This is a genomic window from Bacillus sp. AF23 (assembly GCF_020861455.1).
Lineage (GTDB): Bacteria > Bacillota > Bacilli > Bacillales > Bacillaceae > Bacillus > Bacillus halotolerans.
Map to the genome: position 1 here is coordinate 41,317 of NZ_JAJHVY010000014.1, position 16,311 is coordinate 57,627.

At 32.6% G+C, this 16,311-nt stretch carries 24 protein-coding genes and 1 pseudogene; 22 read left to right on the forward strand and 3 right to left on the reverse strand.

What is annotated here, in order from left to right; all coding sequences use genetic code 11:
- Positions 1 to 66: 66 nt before the first annotated feature.
- Positions 67 to 2,592 (reverse strand): hypothetical protein, encoded by a 2,526-nt coding sequence (locus tag LNN34_RS04910; RefSeq protein ID WP_229042854.1) that lies wholly within the window; start codon positions 2,590 to 2,592, stop codon positions 67 to 69.
- 35 nt (positions 2,593 to 2,627) lie between these two features.
- Positions 2,628 to 2,807: a hypothetical protein gene (locus LNN34_RS04915; RefSeq protein WP_229042855.1), complete on the reverse strand. Its 180-nt coding sequence runs from the start codon at positions 2,805 to 2,807 to the stop codon at positions 2,628 to 2,630.
- Positions 2,808 to 3,179: 372 nt separating this feature from the next.
- Here LNN34_RS04915 and LNN34_RS04920 point away from each other — a divergent pair, with 372 nt between their 5' ends.
- The 18 genes from LNN34_RS04920 (at position 3,180) to LNN34_RS05005 (ending at position 15,065) form a co-directional block, all read left to right on the forward strand.
- Complete coding sequence (locus LNN34_RS04920; protein WP_229042856.1) at positions 3,180 to 3,680, forward strand: hypothetical protein; 501 nt, start codon at positions 3,180 to 3,182, stop codon at positions 3,678 to 3,680.
- A gap of 922 nt (positions 3,681 to 4,602) precedes the next feature.
- Positions 4,603 to 4,779 (forward strand): type I TA system toxin YonT, encoded by a 177-nt coding sequence (yonT, locus tag LNN34_RS04925; RefSeq protein WP_202663971.1) that lies wholly within the window; start codon positions 4,603 to 4,605, stop codon positions 4,777 to 4,779.
- Positions 4,780 to 4,797: 18 nt separating this feature from the next.
- Positions 4,798 to 5,049 (forward strand): hypothetical protein, encoded by a 252-nt coding sequence (locus LNN34_RS04930; RefSeq protein WP_229042857.1) that lies wholly within the window; start codon positions 4,798 to 4,800, stop codon positions 5,047 to 5,049.
- A 44-nt stretch (positions 5,050 to 5,093) separates the two neighbouring features.
- On the forward strand, positions 5,094 to 5,252 hold the full coding sequence (locus LNN34_RS04935) for a hypothetical protein (RefSeq protein WP_229042858.1): 159 nt from the start codon (positions 5,094 to 5,096) through the stop codon (positions 5,250 to 5,252).
- Positions 5,253 to 5,339: 87 nt separating this feature from the next.
- Positions 5,340 to 6,557 carry a hypothetical protein gene (locus LNN34_RS04940; protein ID WP_229042859.1) on the forward strand — a complete coding sequence of 406 codons (1,218 nt, stop codon included), beginning with the start codon at positions 5,340 to 5,342 and terminating at the stop codon, positions 6,555 to 6,557.
- A 328-nt stretch (positions 6,558 to 6,885) separates the two neighbouring features.
- On the forward strand, positions 6,886 to 8,757 hold the full coding sequence (locus LNN34_RS04945) for an LPD29 domain-containing protein (RefSeq protein ID WP_229042860.1): 1,872 nt from the start codon (positions 6,886 to 6,888) through the stop codon (positions 8,755 to 8,757).
- 48 nt (positions 8,758 to 8,805) lie between these two features.
- A complete protein-coding gene (locus LNN34_RS04950; RefSeq protein ID WP_229042861.1) occupies positions 8,806 to 10,407 on the forward strand; it encodes a class I SAM-dependent methyltransferase in 1,602 nt (533 codons plus the stop codon).
- Positions 10,408 to 10,459: 52 nt separating this feature from the next.
- The gene (locus LNN34_RS04955; RefSeq protein WP_229042862.1) at positions 10,460 to 10,714 is read left to right on the forward strand and encodes a hypothetical protein; all 255 of its coding nucleotides are present in this window, start codon (positions 10,460 to 10,462) and stop codon (positions 10,712 to 10,714) included.
- Positions 10,715 to 10,760: 46 nt separating this feature from the next.
- A complete protein-coding gene (locus tag LNN34_RS04960) occupies positions 10,761 to 10,979 on the forward strand; it encodes a hypothetical protein (RefSeq protein WP_229042863.1) in 219 nt (72 codons plus the stop codon).
- On the forward strand, positions 10,960 to 11,193 hold the full coding sequence (locus LNN34_RS04965; protein WP_229042864.1) for a hypothetical protein: 234 nt from the start codon (positions 10,960 to 10,962) through the stop codon (positions 11,191 to 11,193). The genes LNN34_RS04960 and LNN34_RS04965 overlap by 20 nt, the downstream gene beginning before the upstream one ends.
- Before the next feature lie 15 nt (positions 11,194 to 11,208).
- The gene (locus LNN34_RS04970) at positions 11,209 to 11,376 is read left to right on the forward strand and encodes a hypothetical protein (RefSeq protein WP_229042865.1); all 168 of its coding nucleotides are present in this window, start codon (positions 11,209 to 11,211) and stop codon (positions 11,374 to 11,376) included.
- Between the two features lie 297 nt (positions 11,377 to 11,673).
- Positions 11,674 to 11,946, forward strand: coding sequence for a hypothetical protein (locus tag LNN34_RS04975; RefSeq protein WP_229042866.1), 273 nt, complete (start codon positions 11,674 to 11,676; stop codon positions 11,944 to 11,946).
- 41 nt (positions 11,947 to 11,987) lie between these two features.
- On the forward strand, positions 11,988 to 12,689 hold the full coding sequence (locus tag LNN34_RS04980; RefSeq protein WP_229042867.1) for a hypothetical protein: 702 nt from the start codon (positions 11,988 to 11,990) through the stop codon (positions 12,687 to 12,689).
- Positions 12,690 to 12,889: 200 nt separating this feature from the next.
- Complete coding sequence (locus tag LNN34_RS04985; protein ID WP_229042868.1) at positions 12,890 to 13,117, forward strand: helix-turn-helix domain-containing protein; 228 nt, start codon at positions 12,890 to 12,892, stop codon at positions 13,115 to 13,117.
- 100 nt (positions 13,118 to 13,217) lie between these two features.
- Positions 13,218 to 13,604 carry a hypothetical protein gene (locus LNN34_RS04990; protein ID WP_229042869.1) on the forward strand — a complete coding sequence of 129 codons (387 nt, stop codon included), beginning with the start codon at positions 13,218 to 13,220 and terminating at the stop codon, positions 13,602 to 13,604.
- Between the two features lie 34 nt (positions 13,605 to 13,638).
- Positions 13,639 to 13,914: a hypothetical protein gene (locus LNN34_RS04995; protein WP_229042870.1), complete on the forward strand. Its 276-nt coding sequence runs from the start codon at positions 13,639 to 13,641 to the stop codon at positions 13,912 to 13,914.
- 44 nt (positions 13,915 to 13,958) lie between these two features.
- On the forward strand, positions 13,959 to 14,786 hold the full coding sequence (locus LNN34_RS05000; protein ID WP_162105577.1) for a hypothetical protein: 828 nt from the start codon (positions 13,959 to 13,961) through the stop codon (positions 14,784 to 14,786).
- 21 nt (positions 14,787 to 14,807) lie between these two features.
- Positions 14,808 to 15,065, forward strand: a complete 258-nt coding sequence (locus LNN34_RS05005; RefSeq protein ID WP_229042871.1) for a hypothetical protein — start codon at positions 14,808 to 14,810, stop codon at positions 15,063 to 15,065.
- Between the two features lie 38 nt (positions 15,066 to 15,103).
- On the opposite strand, the gene LNN34_RS05010 is transcribed toward LNN34_RS05005, so the two are convergent.
- Positions 15,104 to 15,283, reverse strand: coding sequence for a hypothetical protein (locus LNN34_RS05010; RefSeq protein ID WP_019712287.1), 180 nt, complete (start codon positions 15,281 to 15,283; stop codon positions 15,104 to 15,106).
- 70 nt (positions 15,284 to 15,353) lie between these two features.
- On the opposite strand from LNN34_RS05010, the pseudogene LNN34_RS05015 reads away from it, so the two are divergent.
- The 4 genes and pseudogenes from LNN34_RS05015 to LNN34_RS05030 all read left to right on the forward strand — a co-directional run bounded on the left by LNN34_RS05015 (position 15,354) and on the right by LNN34_RS05030 (position 16,288).
- Positions 15,354 to 15,611, forward strand: a pseudogene (locus LNN34_RS05015) (hypothetical protein).
- 3 nt (positions 15,612 to 15,614) lie between these two features.
- A complete protein-coding gene (locus LNN34_RS05020) occupies positions 15,615 to 15,830 on the forward strand; it encodes a hypothetical protein (protein ID WP_069322698.1) in 216 nt (71 codons plus the stop codon).
- 10 nt (positions 15,831 to 15,840) lie between these two features.
- A complete protein-coding gene (locus tag LNN34_RS05025; protein WP_153912259.1) occupies positions 15,841 to 15,972 on the forward strand; it encodes a hypothetical protein in 132 nt (43 codons plus the stop codon).
- Between the two features lie 55 nt (positions 15,973 to 16,027).
- Entirely contained in the window at positions 16,028 to 16,288 is a 261-nt protein-coding gene (locus LNN34_RS05030) for a permease (RefSeq protein WP_229042872.1), read from the forward strand.
- Positions 16,289 to 16,311 lie beyond the last annotated feature (23 nt).

A 16,311-nucleotide genomic window follows, 5' to 3' on the forward strand; every position in this document is an offset into this window, starting at 1 on the left:
TTTTTTGTTGAACTTTTTTCGGTAAAATCTCTGTACCCCTTGGGGGAGTAAGGCTCAAGGCACTTTCTATTTTTCTTCTTTCCTCCATTTATCCCTTTTCCACTTGTTTTTTTGCTTTTGTGCTATTTTCTTTGCACAGGTTGGACAATATTTCGCCTTGTTCGATGCTGATTTGAACATCTTACCGCAACTACAGCATCCTCTATAAGTCTTTAAGTTTTGTTTTAGATTCTCTAATAGAGTCTCGCCAAAGCTCTCCCATAATGTTGATTTAAATTTGCTTTTCTTTTTATATAAATGCTTAACCAAAACATCAGCAACATATTGCTCATCTTCATGTATCTTCAGCAATCTGTCTTTAATAACCTTATAAACATAAAGTTTTTGTCCAGGCTTAATGTCTTCATCATTCATGAGCCATTTCTTGTTCTGGTCTAATCGTTTGTATTCACTAATAATTGCATCGTCCAACTTAATCTCCTTGTTCTTGAGCAGGAAACGATAATCGAATTTTCCTGCAACAGCTGCGAAATTAATTCGGTCGGATGGGATAATTGAGTCTAGATTATTTACTGTACTTTCATTAATCGATTCTACGCTATGTTCTTCTTTATCCTTTGCATTGATGAAGAAGTGGGGCACTTTATTTTTTATGTATTCTTTGATTTTCTCATCAACGTGATCAGGGCGGGTGGGCATGAATAAGGTTTTTGCAAAATCGATAGTAAAGTTATTCTCCATGCATAACCATTTGATAACGTCCAGGTTTATATTGTCACTGTTCCATATCTTAGTGATATTATTACTGTACTCCCCGATATTGATCCCATAAGCAAGAGTTAGTGCTTCATAGATGTTTCTACTATTAATCTCTTGCTTCTGGGCTACTGACATTTCATAATACAAAGGAACGATGTTCTCCATATTACGCTTGGCAATATTGACGATTAACTCATCAGAAATAATTAATGCCTTATCCCCGTCATTGTCAAACTGCAGCAATTTAGATATCGGATCATGAATGCTGGTGTAAACACCTGGGGTAATAAACCACTTTTCATTTTCCTCATCTTTTTTGTTCCACCTAACCCCATGCTCTCTGTATAGGTGAGGGGAGCGAAGGATATCAATGTACCCTTCATCATATAAGGAACAATGGACATCGCTTCCTAAAAGCAGTCCTTTCGGATTCTCAATTCCAAGAAACAATCTTTCACAAAAAGCATATAGATCTGGACATAAATATGTATACCGGGCGTCATTGACAAGTAATTTTCCTGATTTGGCGTCCTTAATCATACTCTTCTTCTTATTCTTAATGATTTCTTTGGTGTGATCATCATTTAGTAGCTCTGGATATATCAGTAGAGCTTCTTGAAGGCTTGTCTTATGTTTATGTTTCTCGGTAGCTCCCAAAACTTTCATCATGGTTTCTTTATCAGTGCCTAATTGTGTAATCTCTCTAACAGTCTTTGAGCTGATTTGTTTCAATTCCTCATCTGTGATATCAGTGAGTGTTTGTAGCATCTGGTAAGTTAGTTTTCCCTCAACAGATGGATCTTCTTCATTTAATTTAGCTCCTAAACATCCATACTTTTTAAATTTATAGCGATAGTCATCCCATGAATCATAGTACTTCCACATTTTAAACTGGCTTTTCGTAAAAATTATTTGGATATCATCTTTAATAATGTCCCATTCTTTACCATAGACGTCCTTAACTATAAATGAACTGTGTTTTTCAGCAAACTTTCTAAAATCAAATGGAACTAGTAGACCCTTAACCCAAGGCAATCTGACCATAAAGCTTTTCTGGCTCAAACTAGGAAGCATCATTCCACAACCATCTGTATGTTCTATAGGAATATCCATAATCTTACGAGTGATTTCATATGTATCACGGTCAATATAATCAACCAGGCTGGAAACGTTTGTTTCTAAGTCATTTACGACAATTGCTTTATCAATATCAATTTCCCATGGACTGCTGGCGCTATTCGATAAGGCCATGTAGCTATTCCATTTGTTTATGCTGCTTCCACCTTGAGCATTGATTTGCTCCACACTAAGACCACAAGTTAAAGCATTTTGATACTTATCTAAGGTGCTTTGCTTGATAAAACAAGACTTTTTGGTTCGTATTTGACCGGCACTGCTAGTGAAATAAACGTATTTCTCATTGTTATGTATGAATCCTTTATCAATAATGTCCCTTAAAATTTGAAAGTGATAAGTTTGGACAACCATGATCTCTTCAGAGAGAGAGTTTTCTTTGATTCCCAACGTTCGAGTTAAGACTGAATCAAATAATGAAATCACATTATTATCTTTCAGGGAATCTGTTCTAAGTGTTCTTATTTGATTATGATGGTTAAAGGCGTTATAAAGATTTTCTTTTAAGGAAATAATCCTTTGCGTTATGTACTTCTTATGTTTTTTATCAACATGTTCAAGTTTTTTGAGATGATCTCTGTACCTATATGATTTTAAAATCTTGTTATGTAATTTGTTTTCTTGATCATTATAAAAAGCAGAAGTATCAATACTGTAAATATGTACTTGCTTATTTAGACCGTCTTTTTTTCCTTTCAATAAATTCTCCCCTTATAACTATTTTATTTTTATTCTTAATAACTGCTATTTAAATATTGAGACACTAAATTTTTGTATGTATGACTTTTTTTATTAACTGTTCCGTACCACAAATAGTCTTGATAAAGGTTTTCTTCTTCTGGTGTTGCTGTTTCATTAATAACTTTAGTTTCAAGAAAACCAATTAAGTTACTAAACATATATTGTTTTTTCATTCAATCACCCCCATAAGTAATTTTATTTTTACTCTAAAAAAACTAATAAAAATCCCTGTGGTAGCAGGTGACTTGATTATATATTTTATTTTTATTCTTGTAAACATAAATTTTAAAAATTTTTAAATTGGAGATGTATTATCGAAACTAATAGGCGATATAAGCGTATTAAGGTTATTAACAAAAAGGGGAAGAAGATTATGAAAAATAGAAAGAAATACTACATGATTATGTTGCCGTCACTAGTCTTATCTATTTTAGTATCTTACATGCTTCCAACTGAGCAAAAGTATTGGGGGTTGTCTGTCATCTTAATTGGATGGATGGTTTACTACTTTATTAAACAAACAAATAAGAAAAAGGGGTAATTAAATGTTCTCACTGGAAGACTATATCAAAACAGTTCAGCAAAATCTCGGTCAACACTCAGCTTTATTAACAAGGGAAATCAAAAAAACAATCAACTACAATTTTTATAATGGTATTGATTTAGTGGACTACATGGCCTTTATTGATCCAACAAGATTTGAGATATCAATAAGAATGTTTTCAATGGATAAAGAGGCAAATGAAGTGTTTTATGAAGGAGAAGACAAAACAATCTTTTCAGGGAGCACTCAAGTTATACCTGATATTAAATATTTTCAACTATCTATGGAGAATAAAAAGGAATTTAACGAGTTTTATGAAAACAACGATATTGAAATAGAAAGGGAAGAACATAAAGCATTCACAGAGTGGTTTTATGAATGTTGGAAAGCAGCTCAAGGTCATATAATGAACTTGCCTTCATACTTTGTTATTCATGATGATTATAAGTCGTTGGATTTACGAGCAAATAAGTGGATATCAGTTGATGAAAAATGGGAATAGACACAAGAAAAGGTGGTGATCGAAATTAAGATCACCTATTTTATTTTTTGGATTTGGTTTGCATATCGTAATGTTATTTGTACTCGAAAAACATGCTTATCGTAATAATTTATAAAGGGCTGAAAAAGACAGTAAACATAAGGATTATTGACACTTTAATTTTTGAATAGGGGACAAACGATCGTAAAACGTAAGTGGGAGTAGGGGAAAGAAGTTGTTTTAAGGAGATATTAATGAAAAAGTAGAAATTTGAAGAGGAAAAAACATTGATAATATAGGTTTTTACGATAACGATTACGATGTGAAAAAGGACGATTTAATGTGGAATTGGAAAAATGTAAATTTGGATAGGGTGTGGAAATGGAAGTGCTATGGGCACATTTGTTCCTCTTATTTTACCATTAGATGTAAATATACCCCCGTATACTGGAAGTGAAAACCCTATATAATATACCTTATGTAGGGAATTACTTAATCCTGTTTATTCAACACAGATCTAACATAATTCCAGGCCAAACACAAGAATAAATTTTAAAAAATAAATTGGTCGGCAATATAAAAAATGAATAACCGTTCATTAAAGATAATCGTATTTATAACGAATCCGAGGGAATCGAAGACATATTTATTTTATACTCATCACTATACAAAACCATATCTTATATAATCATATACTCTTCGTTATTACTCTTCACACACGCTCTCACAATCAATATAACACCTATCTAAGCCATCCAATGTCCATCCCCATATCATTGCTGTCCTAACGGCTAAACCACCATACAGACTAATATTAATGCATCATTACAATCACCAACAAAATATAATTATTTCAACAAAATATAATTATTTAGAGTAAAAATAAAATGACTTATAAGATAAACTGTGTTATAATAGAGTCATAGGAAAGGAGGTGTACATAGTGCTTGAGAAAGTGGGTATCATGGTTGCTTTCCTCATATCTTTAACGGTTCTTACAATCAACAGTCTAACAATAGTTGAGAAGATAAGAAACCTAAAGAATGGGACAAGCAAAAAGAAAAAGCGTATACGCAAGCGGCTCCGACCAAAGAGACAACGCCAACGTATACGCCGATGAGAGCTAAGCTAAAGGGGAATGAACTTCTCCTTTAGTTCCTACCCATATTATAACATGATCAAGCACATTGTAAACATGAAACGATTCTCACTATGGTTTACCCATATTACATTCATTGGCTTATTCTTAATGTTTCAACTCATCAAAGATTACTTCAGCAGCGAAGGAAAGGCACTAATCAACACAATTTTTGTAGTCACATGTATCATTGCCATACTGTTATGGATCATCTTTTTTGTATTTGCTAAACTGAGTAACAAGTCACGCTAATCACATAGGCCTCATGATATAATTGAATTATTGAGGTGAGATGAGTGGAGAATAAATTCCTGGATGCTATTCGGCAGCTTACTAAGGAATTGGAAATGCTCAAGAAAGATATAGACACCATCAAGAAAACAACTGACAGAATTGATTCAGACCTTTTAGAGTACAGAGAAGAGATAAGCAAAGTTAAACAACATGAACCTTGAACACACCAGTTAAATATCAAACTGTAAATAAGGAGCGGTAAACATTTATCGTTCCTTTATTTTAATTAAATCAAAAGGAGATGCTAAATGAATAAAGTTAAAGTAGTTGATTCCATAATGGGATCTGGTAAGACATCAGCAGCTATTAACTACATGAACAACTCTAACGCAGAAGATAACTTTATATTTGTCACACCTTATCTTAATGAGGTTGAGCGGATAAAGAAAAGTGTAACCAACAGACAAATGTATGAACCTAAAGTAAGAACAAAAGGGGATAAGACTCAATATAAATTTGAATCACTTCATGAACTCTTATCACAGAATAAAAACATTGTTGCAACACATAACTTATTTAAGAATGCAAACGATGAAACAAAAGAGCTGATCCTTTCAGGTAACTACACTTTAATATTAGACGAGGTTATGGAAGTAGTTGAGCAGCTACAAGTGAAGACACATGATCTTACAACACTATTTGATTCTAATCTTATCTATGTTGAAGATGGATTTGTTAAATGGAACGAAGATAAAAGGGATTATGAGACACGTTACAATGACATTAGAGATATGGCATTGAACAATAATCTTGTGTATTTTAAAGACAGTATATTGATTTGGAACTTTCCAGCTGAGGTATTCAAATTGTTTAAAGAGGTTTACATATTAACTTACATGTTTGATGCTCAGATACAAAGGTATTATTATGATGTAAATAATATTGCTTATGAAAAATATGTCTCATCCTATGTAGATGGAGAATACCGGTTTACTCAATACAATAAAGACTTTGAGAACAACGTTAAGGAAATGATCCGTAATAAGATTAAAATTTATGAAGGTAACTTGAATGCTGTAGGCCAGTTAGATTATTCATTATCATCAACCTGGTACAAAGATAAGTCACCTTATACAATCAAGAAGGTAAAGAACAATGTATTCAATTACTTTAACAACATTGTTAAGTCATCAAGTGATGAAGCAATGTGGACGACCTATTCAGAACATAAGAATAAAATAAAAGGTAATGGATATACAAAAGGTTTTGTTTCCTGCAATGCACGTGCTACAAATGAATTTAAACATAAGAAACATTTAGCTTATACAATAAACAGATACGTTAATACAATCCTTTATAGTTACTTTAAGAATAAATATAATATTGCAATTGATCAGGATTTATTTGCTTTATCTGAATTAGTACAGTGGATATGGAGATCAGGTATAAGAGATGGTAAAGAAATAACATTATTCATTCCATCTTTAAGGATGAAGAAGCTACTTTTAGAATGGTTAAATAAATAGGTTAATAGAACAAACCTCTTAAACTTTGAAAAAAAGTCAGTCATATCAAGGGTTTCAGAGCCTAAGTCTTTAGGGAAAGGGTATAAAAATAAATTTTAAAAAAGGGAGAACATTTTAAGTACATACGTCCGTAAAGAACGGCGCTTTACGTCCGGTTTTGTTCAGCAAGCTGAACGAAAACTTATATAAATTTATTAGAATAAAAATAAAATAACCTTTGATATTTTATAATGATCATGTTATACTTAAAGCAAGTTAAGGGAATGAGAAATTATTACATAAAATAAGAATAAAAATAAAATTACTATGATGGATGGAGAGGTTGAAAATGACAGTTGTTTTAAGAATTAATGAAGAGTTAAACGGAATTGAGCTTTATTTTGAAAGCAAACCAGAACAAGAGGTGTTAACTCATCTTAAATCAAACGGTTTTCGATACTCTGGATTCAAAAAATGCTGGTGGAACAAACGCACAGAAAAGTCTATGCAAGTAGCTAATAGCGTAACAAAACAAAAAATTACATCTTCTAAAACAATCACTAAAATCAAAAAGAAATCTAAGGTTGAAAATATTGATTTGTGGGATGCAACACATTGGCATGAGTTCGAAGTTAATAAGGAACAAGAAGTTAAAGAAATGGCTAAGGAAATAAGAAAGCATGTAAGACAACGTTTCCCGCAATGCAAATTCTCTGTTACTACAGGAGGAAGTTATTTACATAGCACGATTAACATTACAATCAAGTCAAGCCCTTATGAAAAAGGTTCAGTTTATTTGACTGCAATCTATGATTATTGCAACAGTCTTTTAAACAATTATCGCCATTGCTACAGCTCAGCTGATCCATATACTGATTATGCTGGCAGTTACAATTTCTATGGTCATGTTTCATTAGATTGGGAATACAAAGAGACAGAACAGACAAAAGAAATTAAAGAAGATATGACATTGTTTGATTCAAAGCTTGAAGAATTTGAAGAAGCCGAGAAAGCAAGAAAAGAAAAAGAACTTCAAGAATATCTAAAAGAACAAGAAATCAAAAATGCTGAATATAAGAGACAACAACAAGAAGAAAAGAAGCAAATTGAAAATATCTATAGCAGCATTGTAGTAAAACAATTGAACGGAGAACAACAGTATTTTGTTATTGATTCACAGTTCGCAAACTTAAATAAGAATTGCACACTTAATCAGTATAAAGATGAGGTTATTAAAGGTGATTTTACTCTTGAAAATGTAAAAATAATAAAGGAAGTGCATTTCAATACCGAAGAAGCTCTAAACAACTTTTCTAACATGCTACTAAATGAATTTGATTTCTTAGCTGAAACAGGTGGGAGCTTTACGGAAGACAATAGAATCAATTCAATGATTGACTATTACAATATGGACGACCTAGAAAAGAGAACGATTCAATGGAATTTGTACGGTGTAGGTGTGTACTACAATGGCAAATTACAATTTATTGTAGATGCTCAAGGCTACTCTTATGCAAGATATGTCGGTTTAGTGGATAATGCAAAAATTGAAAAGTCGATTTCTCATAAGCAAGCGTTAAATGAAGGAGAATTGCAGGAGTTAAAAGATCAAGCAGATAAGTTAGAAGACATTTCAACTTCGGTCATTGAAGAATTGAATATATTTGAGACTTGGAAAAAGGAAGATTGGAACAAATATAAAGCTGCGTTGAAAGAAAAGCTAAGATTAAATAATTTCAAGTTGAATAAAAATATTATCCAGCAAGTAGAAATTGAAGAATTGAAAATTTCTTTATATAGAATTCTCCAGGAAGTTGACAGTATTCAAGAGCAATTCAAAAAGGCTGAACTTGAAAAAGGTGAAAAATATACTCTATTCTACATATCTGATCTTGGGTCTTTGATTAGCGAAAGAGTAACATATGAAAGTTATCGGCCATTGAAATATGCTCAATATGATAATGCAATCAAGTTGACATACAAACCCGAAAATAAAAGAAATTTATATTACCGTCACTTCTATTCAGATTTATTGATGTTCAAAGGGTGGCACTCACTGCCCGACACAGTATTGAATAATGTTGAGGTTAGACCAGAGGGAATCAAAATAGTTCATAGTAAGTACCACTCTTGTGACAAAAGACAATTTGATGAGGTTTTAGACTACTTAAACGAAAAAAGCTTCAGACCTTTAATCAATACTTATAAGCCTAGTCTATAAAGAGGGGATGGGTAAACATCTCATTCCCTCACAAAAGGGGAAATCAAAATGTTTAAAGATAATCCAGATTTTTATCCAACACCAACGCAATTAATTAGAAAAATGACATCTAAAGTAGAATGGAAGTACATTAACTCTGTTCTAGAGCCGTCAGCAGGTAAAGGAAACTTAGTAGAAGCCATTTACACTCAATTTAAAAACACTAAGAACTACAGAAGGAATTCAAAGTATGACGTGGATACAATTGAGCAAGATGAAAACTTACAGCACATACTTAAAGGCAAAGATTACAGAGTGATAGCAGACGATTTTTTGACCTTTAACACTTACAAGAAGTACGATTTGATTTTTATGAATCCACCTTTTAGCAGCGGTGTTAAACACTTATTAAAGGCGATTGAATTAATAGAGAAGCAACAAAGACCTGGTCAAATTGTTTGCGTACTAAATGCCGAAACATTAAAAAATCCGTATTCAAATGACAGGAAATTTTTGTTTCGTAAGCTAGAGGAAATAAATGCAGAAGTTGAATACATTCAAAACGCTTTTTCGAACTCAGAGCGAAGCACAGAAGTTGAAACGGCTCTAATATACATAAGCATTGAAAAACAAGAATATAGCAGTGTCCTAATAGAAGACTTAAAAAAAGATGAGTCTCATAAAGTTAATATCGACTATAAAGCAACACAGTTAGTGAATGCAGACTTTATAAAAGGGATTGTAGAACAATTCAATTATGAAATCAAAGCGGGTTTAAAGCTAATCAATGAATACAATAGTTTAAAACCCTTAATGCTACATAGTTTCAATGATAATAGTACTCCAATATTGAGGCTGCAAATTGATAAGAATAATGAAGAAAATGATATAGAGAATGCATATATAAAACAAATTAGGGCGAAGTATTGGAATACGTTATTTAATAATGATCAATTTATGGGGTTCTTTACAAGCAATCTGAAGCAAAAATATTTGCAGCATGTTGAGGAATTAAAAGACTATGACTTTTCTTTATTCAATATCTATACATTAAGAATCCAGATGAGCAAAGAGATGACACAAGGTGTAGAAGATACAATACTTAATCTTTTTGAAGAATTCAGTCACAAGCATTACTATGACGAATCATCAAAAAATGTGCACTTATATAATGGGTGGAAAACAAATAAATCGTACAAGATTAACAAAAAAGTGATTATCCCATTGAACGTTTATAGCTGGCTAGATGGTCGGTTTAATCCAACAGACTATAAGGTCTTAGAAAAGTTGAAAGATATCGAAAAAGTTTTCAATTATCTTGACAATGGATTGACAGAAGACATAAATATTGATGAAGCTTTAAAATTAGCTGAGTATTATGGGGAGACGAAAAAAATAGAGTTAAAGTACTTCTATGTAACTTTCTATAAAAAAGGGACATGTCACATCGAGTTTAAAGATGAGGAAATACTTAAGAAGTTTAATGTTTTTGGCAGCCAAAAGAAAAACTGGCTTCCTCCATCATATGGGAAGGTTAAGTATCAAGATATGACTACAGAAGAAAAAGATGTGATAAATGATTTTGAGGGCGAGCTATCATACAGTGAAACGCTAAATAACAGATCATATTACATCATTGATACATCAAAGCTTCTCATGCTTACATCATAACATTCTTGAATTCAAATAAAATGCATATTTTAAACAGAATGGTAGTGATAGTATGACAAAATTTAATGGGGTACAACTAACAGAAGAATCAATTCAAAAAACAAGAAAATGGTTTGCTGATAATGCCATAGCTTGTATTGAAGAAGTTAAAAGTGGAAAAGTTTATGTGAATGATCGTGAATCGTATTTCGCATGGAGGAAGAAGGAAGCAAAAGAATACATGGAAGGTAAATATGACCACACTGTAACATTTTTACAACATGCTTACTTTATTCAAACAGGGGAAAGTGTAGCTTTATTACCTTAAAGAAATACGAATAAAATAACAATTTAAACAGAATGGAGAGATTAAAATGACTTGGAAAATGCCTGAGTGGATGGAAAAATATTGCGTCGGTGAATATCTAATATACGACAAACAACAAATTGAAACGCATATGAATACAGGTTCTAATGTGAACACGTCTAATAACGCTGTATTAGCTCTAATGGTTATGGGTACAAAATCAAAAGTAGAGCTATTAGAAAAATTGCATAACGAGGGTTTACTGTGTGAAAAGAGTAAATCATAAACAGAAAGGAGAAGAGTCGAATGAGAGTACAGTAAAACAATACCTTGAAACAGTCTTTAAATTGGATGGGTTAGAATTTATGTTTAATGACGGTGATAGGATTGTTTTCTCTAGTCCTATGGGTGATGTTGTTGTCTGTATCGAAACAAGAAAAGTTTATGACCATGAGGAAAATTTAATCGGTGAAATCAGTTCAATATATAACATGGGTTAAAAAGGTGACGTGAAGATGACAAATAATAATATAGTCTGGCAGTTGCCTATCGTTGAGAGCAATAAAACAGATCATGATTGGGTCATCAATAGGCGGAAATACCATGCATGCATTATGGTTAAACGTGGAATAGGTATTGACCTGTATGAACTTGATGAGGATATTAATAAAAAGCAGAAATAATATTTGGATAAAGAAATATTCTTTATTGATTATTGATCATGTCTAATTAGTAATGTTAAATAACAATATATCTTTCTAAAAGGGGAGTAAATAATGTATAACGTTGAGCCTTTATTTTTTATAGAACATTGCACTACTTGTGGAATGAATATCAATTCTCACATGAAAAAGGGAGTAGAGTTTTATGTAGAGAACGATGGTACCGAGGATTATTATATTTGTAGTAGTTGCAAAGAGAAATGGGACAAGGTAGAAGGTGAATAAAACAACAATTTCACACAGAATGGAGAGATCAAAGTGTCATCTAAAAAAGAGGTTAACCTTGAGCAATGGTTAGGCAATGAAACAAAAACTTGGAATATAGAGAATGAAGAATGTACTGAAACACCCATGGAAATCCTATTTTTCTTAAAAGAAGTTGAAGCTGTGTGCAAGCGGCATAATATGACCTTTTCTCATGAAGATTGCCATGGAGCTTTTATTATTGAAAACTATAGTGAAGAAAATATGAAGTGGCTAGCATCAGCAATGGACGGAAGAGGGAAAGGAACAAAGGACATTAAGTTCTGATAAAACATGGACTTTATTCTAAACGAAGAGAGATGTGAGCAATGGTAAATATCTTAACTAAAATCTTGAAAAGTGACAGATTGGATGAATATCCATTATTTCAAAAGTTCTGCTCCCTCAAAGAAAAAGGGTTACGTAAGGAATCCTTTAAAGCATTATCTTCTTTTATTGATGAAGCAAAGACGTGGGATAATAATGCCCAACAGAAGTTTGCTTGTTGGCTATTTGCTTTATTTGAAGCATCAGATGATATTCACCATGTACTCGTTCATCCTTTGGAAGAGGAACTTTTAAAGCCTTTACTTGAGGGATGGATGAAGAGTAATCCGGAAGATCCAAGTCCATATAGGTGGTATGGCGTGTTTTTAAATACTGAAAAACGTGTCGATTACTTAGACAATGCGCTTAGACTTGGTGGCAGCAATGAACAATTATCCTTACTAACGCTAATCGATATAAATTTGAACGCACTTTGGTATTCATTTCATCATATATCCGAAGATTTGTACCTTGGTGATATTAAAGAAGATACAGCACTTATTATTAAGTCGCTGCAGTTAAACAACAAGGTAGAATGTCAACAAACAAAAAATAACAATACCGAAGCACTTAACTATTATCAAGATCTGTTGAATGACTGGGTGTTGTTTACAGAAGAACAATCAAAGGGATTTATTGAATGGTGTGAAAATAAGGGCAGAAATTATCATTGGGTCAAATCCTATTATTACGAAAAACATTGAGCGCAGCTAGTGAAGCTCGTTATGAGTCGAAAAGAATCCTGGTTGTGGGGACGAGAAAATCAAAGGCAAATATGGGATTGACCAGGAAGAGCCCGAGATTATCCATATTAAGCTTCTTTAGAGTCAAAGCAGATTTAAAGCCTTAGCCATTACTATAAATTCAATGATCATTTTAAGTGATCAAAATTGAGGTGATAACAATGATTAAATCTAATTTAAAGCCCATATTAGACCAAAGAAAGATCAGTATCCGGAAACTTTCCAGGGATATCGATCACGAGTATCCGACTGTCAGAAAGCTATATAATGACGAAATGGAGCGTTATCCAAGAGAGCTATTGGATAAAGTCTGTACATACCTAAACATCGAGCTGCATGAATTATTGATATTCCAGAAAAACCATAATCATATCGATCACAAAGGATGAAAATGATATACTAAAGTTATAATCATAGGAAAGAATTACAATTTTTCTAGGTCTACATAAAGTGAAGTTCAGATAAAAATGGATAGGAGAGAAAAACAAAATGAGAGAAGAAATTAAAGTACTAAAAGAGGAAATTGGTGAACTAGAGATAGCATTAAGCGAAAGTAATAACAGAACTGTTTCATTAGTCCTCCAGGAGGCTATCGAGAACCGATTATCAGAAATAGAAAAACTTAAGCCTGATGGATATGTACTAGCAAACTTAACTCTTAAGGATGGGACTGAACTGAAAAAATGCTTAGTCTTTACGGTCGAAGATCAGATGGGATCAGAAGCCGTATCTGATATACAAGATGCAGAGAATCTCTTCAAAAATGAGGAAGAAATTTACTTGCAACAAGAATATGTTGATGGCAATTTCTCTGGAGACATTGTAGTTTCTGAAATTGCAACATATCAATTATCATATGAAAATGAAGTTTCCTAATAAAATCGTACTTTTAACTAGATAGGGGTGCAATATGCAACTAATCAATGACACAATTATTCTAACTAAAGAAATGAAAGATATTTTAGGTGATGTGGTGGAATATGCATACATTAAAAAGCCTTCCTGGTCAAGTAAACAAGATTTTGAAGGAGTTTACTCAGAGGTGTTGGGACAAAAGGCAAGAATAGAACCAGTTGATTCCTACCCGATTTTCGTTAAATTAACAAACGACAAAACATTTACACTGTGGTCATTTGAGTGGGGCGGAATAAGATCTGAAACGGAAAAAGAATACTTAAATGATTAAAGTAATTAAGTTAAAATCATTCTTTTAAAGATAGGAGAGAGGAAATGTTTTTGGGTCTAACTAAAAATGAGAAAGAGATCCTAAAATACGAGATCATTTCACCTGAAACTAGGTTAAAGTTCACACGGTACATAAGAAGTCAATGTTTAGATGATGAGAAAAAAGTGAGAATCGTCCATTTAAATAGAATAATAAATATAGCCAATAGTGTAATTGGGAGAAAGAACTATGTTCTAGACCCACAGTATGATGATGGTCTTCTTGAAATTGAATATGGATGGCATTTTGGTGAGTTGGAGTTGATTCTAAGAATACCAAACACTATTCAATTTATTGAAATAATTATTGATTTGTTGGAACAAGGAATACTGTCTTTAGATGTTGTTTCAAAACTATTCAATGAAAGTTCAGCTTCTTTTTATATTGAAGAAACTGAGGATGGATTTCAACTAACTACATTTTCGTTAACAGAAGAAGCACAGTTCAATGATATTGAGGAGCACCCAAATATTAGGTTGTTGATAGACCGAATGAATTTATTGTTTGATAAACAGGATTATTCTGGAGTGTTACATACTTCAGCGACAATTTTAGAAACATTGGCAAAAGACATTATTGATAGGGACACAATAGGAGATCAAAGTCTTGGTTCTTTTTTTGATTTATACAGAAAAGAATCAAGATTGCCAAATGAAATTTTAGATTATATCCATGATATTTATAAAAAAAGAAATTTAGAACCCCTAGCTGGTCATGGAAGCACCAGTGCTCCTAGTATTAATAAAAAAGAAGCAATAATAATATCAGAAATGACCAAGTCCTTCGTATTAATGGAAAACAAATTATCAATGGATGCTAAATTAGAGTTGTGAAAAACAAGGAGGCATTTGGAAGTGAATACAAAGGATAATATTGAAGTGTTTTTCGAGTTTAGCGATGGAACTAAAAAAATATTTGACTATGATGGATTAATTAAAGGGGAACGAACTGGAATTTATTCATTTAACTATAATATAGTACCCAGTCGTCTACAGCAAGATTTAGAGTCTTTTATTAAACATAATGAAACCATAATCTTCGACCTTAATGAAACTAATGTCTATAAAACCAATGACATTGTAAATTATACTGTAAAAACACATTTAAGATAAAAGAAAGTTTTAGACAAATTTTAAAAAAGAGCATTAATCTAAATGCTCTTTTTCATTCCACAGCGCCGGCACTCACGCAAGAATATTCCACTTTTTACTGAGCTTTTGAACAAAGTGTAATCACAATTGTCGCAGCGGCCGTATTTTACATCAGGATATTCTTTGTAATCATAAACGATTGAAGTGTCATACCCGTTTGTTTCAAACTTCTCTTCCACAAGATCACCCACATAATTTATTCAACATACTCAAGAATAGCAAATTTCGTTCGATATAGGGAGGGAACGAATGATTGGTTTGGCTTATTTTTTAATTATCTGGCTAGGAGCTGGATTGTTGACTGGCATTAAGTTTATTTTTGTTGATCAGATCTATGATGAAGAGTTTAAAGAACTCATGGATAAAGAAACAGCAGATGCATGGAAAGAAATTTGAAATTTGACCAGCCTGTTTTTCAAAAATAAGCTTAACGTTATTGCTTTTTTCATGTTAATTGGTTTACTGCCATTAGCAATGAGGATTACAAAATTATTTAAAAGAGGTTGATTTATGCCTTTGCTTGATTATTTTTATGTACTGCAGTTTGAAAACAAGGAATACTTCAAATCATTTAAATTAGATGAGGATGGTTATTTGACATCTAGCGACCTCCATGGAGCTTCTAAATTGCAAACAATGTATGAGGTCATTGAAGTGGCAAGTGAGCTTAAAACAAAGTGTAATGTCCAATGTGAGGTAAGAGAAATTCAAGTCGTAAAGCGTTAGGAGTGTTCAAGTGTATTGGATAGAGTGGATTGAGGATGGAGAAATGAAAAGCATTGTTGCAGAAGGTTGGATTGAATGGGCTGCTATACTTGAAGACTTGTATCAGAAGCGGTTTGAGTGTGTTGAATGGAAGCGGCTTTGAAAAGGGGTGAAATGCCATTAAAAATTTAGTTTTATTGTCCAGCTTTTTAGGGATTGTGCTATCAATTATAGGGCAATTATTTGGAGCCCTAACAGATTTCTTTATTCCAGGTATTGCAAGGCTTATGGGGGTTTTAGCTGGGCTCCTAGTATTACTTTGCTTGAAGTCCAGAAACACAGAAATGCAGACATTTATAGTGAGCTCAAGTACTGCATTAGGAATAATAGGTGCAGGAGTTTTATATCTTCCAGCAGCTATTGTCAATATCTTAATTGGGTTCAAACTAAACAAAAATTTAAAAGAAGGAAAACAATAAAAAGCAGATCTGAATAGACTGCT

What these genes read in the sequence shown, in the direction of transcription:
- LNN34_RS04915 (WP_229042855.1), bottom strand. Translation starts at nt 2,807, where the DNA reads ATGAAAAAACAATATATGTTTAGTAACTTAATTGGTTTTCTTGAAACT.
- LNN34_RS04920 (WP_229042856.1), top strand. Translation starts at nt 3,180, where the DNA reads ATGTTCTCACTGGAAGACTATATCAAAACAGTTCAGCAAAATCTCGGT.
- LNN34_RS04930 (WP_229042857.1), top strand. Translation starts at nt 4,798, where the DNA reads ATGAACTTCTCCTTTAGTTCCTACCCATATTATAACATGATCAAGCAC.
- LNN34_RS04940 (WP_229042859.1), top strand. Translation starts at nt 5,340, where the DNA reads ATGAATAAAGTTAAAGTAGTTGATTCCATAATGGGATCTGGTAAGACA.
- LNN34_RS04945 (WP_229042860.1), top strand. Translation starts at nt 6,886, where the DNA reads ATGACAGTTGTTTTAAGAATTAATGAAGAGTTAAACGGAATTGAGCTT.
- LNN34_RS04950 (WP_229042861.1), top strand. Translation starts at nt 8,806, where the DNA reads ATGTTTAAAGATAATCCAGATTTTTATCCAACACCAACGCAATTAATT.
- LNN34_RS04955 (WP_229042862.1), top strand. Translation starts at nt 10,460, where the DNA reads ATGACAAAATTTAATGGGGTACAACTAACAGAAGAATCAATTCAAAAA.
- LNN34_RS04960 (WP_229042863.1), top strand. Translation starts at nt 10,761, where the DNA reads ATGACTTGGAAAATGCCTGAGTGGATGGAAAAATATTGCGTCGGTGAA.
- LNN34_RS04970 (WP_229042865.1), top strand. Translation starts at nt 11,209, where the DNA reads ATGACAAATAATAATATAGTCTGGCAGTTGCCTATCGTTGAGAGCAAT.
- LNN34_RS04980 (WP_229042867.1), top strand. Translation starts at nt 11,988, where the DNA reads ATGGTAAATATCTTAACTAAAATCTTGAAAAGTGACAGATTGGATGAA.
- LNN34_RS04985 (WP_229042868.1), top strand. Translation starts at nt 12,890, where the DNA reads ATGATTAAATCTAATTTAAAGCCCATATTAGACCAAAGAAAGATCAGT.
- LNN34_RS04990 (WP_229042869.1), top strand. Translation starts at nt 13,218, where the DNA reads ATGAGAGAAGAAATTAAAGTACTAAAAGAGGAAATTGGTGAACTAGAG.
- LNN34_RS04995 (WP_229042870.1), top strand. Translation starts at nt 13,639, where the DNA reads ATGCAACTAATCAATGACACAATTATTCTAACTAAAGAAATGAAAGAT.
- LNN34_RS05000 (WP_162105577.1), top strand. Translation starts at nt 13,959, where the DNA reads ATGTTTTTGGGTCTAACTAAAAATGAGAAAGAGATCCTAAAATACGAG.
- LNN34_RS05020 (WP_069322698.1), top strand. Translation starts at nt 15,615, where the DNA reads ATGCCTTTGCTTGATTATTTTTATGTACTGCAGTTTGAAAACAAGGAA.